The organism is Cephaloticoccus primus, from assembly GCF_001580015.1.
Lineage (GTDB): Bacteria > Verrucomicrobiota > Verrucomicrobiia > Opitutales > Opitutaceae > Cephaloticoccus > Cephaloticoccus primus.
Map to the genome: position 1 here is coordinate 1 of NZ_LSZQ01000007.1, position 806 is coordinate 806.

The 806-nt window shown below is 53.1% G+C and carries 1 pseudogene; it reads left to right on the plus strand.

The annotated features are described in order from the left end of the window. Positions 1-328: 328 nt before the first annotated feature. Positions 329-421: pseudogene (locus AXK11_RS10375) on the plus strand (IS1595 family transposase); the annotation flags it as partial. Between the last annotated feature and the right edge of the window lie 385 nt (positions 422-806).

Sequence of the window (806 nt, forward strand, 5' to 3'; positions counted from 1 at the left end):
AAGCTAATTCCTAGCTAGAGCGGAAGCTAGCGATATTTTAAGGGTGAAATGCTGCCCTGACTGTGAGGACCCCGTCATTATTTACTTGGAGATGGCGGGGACGTGCCTGTGGGTATCGTTTTAGCTGGCGTAGTGGGTGGGACTCGGTGCGATTGACGGTGGGCGTAAAGCATCAACTCTTGGAGCTGTTTGTGCTGGGAGTGCCCTCTTACTGGCAGCGCTTCCTTAGCACTGTCAGTGCGGCTCTGCTCGGGAACGTTTCTATCGTTTGTTGCGGACCCGCTGTGCCCGAGCGCAGCTGCGCGCTCCCTTTGATGGGGGCTATTAGTTGGACGAAACTACCTTTGGTGGGGCCAGAAAAGGCCGGAGCGCAGCGGACAAGGTAATCGCGTTTGAGATCATCAAGCGTAATGGCCAAGTAAAGGCCATGCCTATCCTAACTGTATGACCGAGCTTCGGTCATACGTCAGATCTAGGCCCACACACGAAAAGGGGCCCTGTACTACACCGATCAGTAGCAGGCATATGCTACACTGAAGCTGCGCGGTGAGCAACGTGATGACCCGCAAAGAGAAAGGCAGGCCCGGTAGGACGCGATCTATATTAACGGCATCGAAGTGCCAAAAACCGGCTGTACTCGTACCGCGGCGTACCCCATCAATACTTCCACCTTTACCTGGGCGAAGTTTGCTACCGGTACAACCATCGCAACGAAGATCTTAAACCACTTATTATTAGGATGATGAAACCAATCCCCATATCACAGTTGAAGGCCTCTTTGGTCCGCTCTGGCTAGGAATTACCTT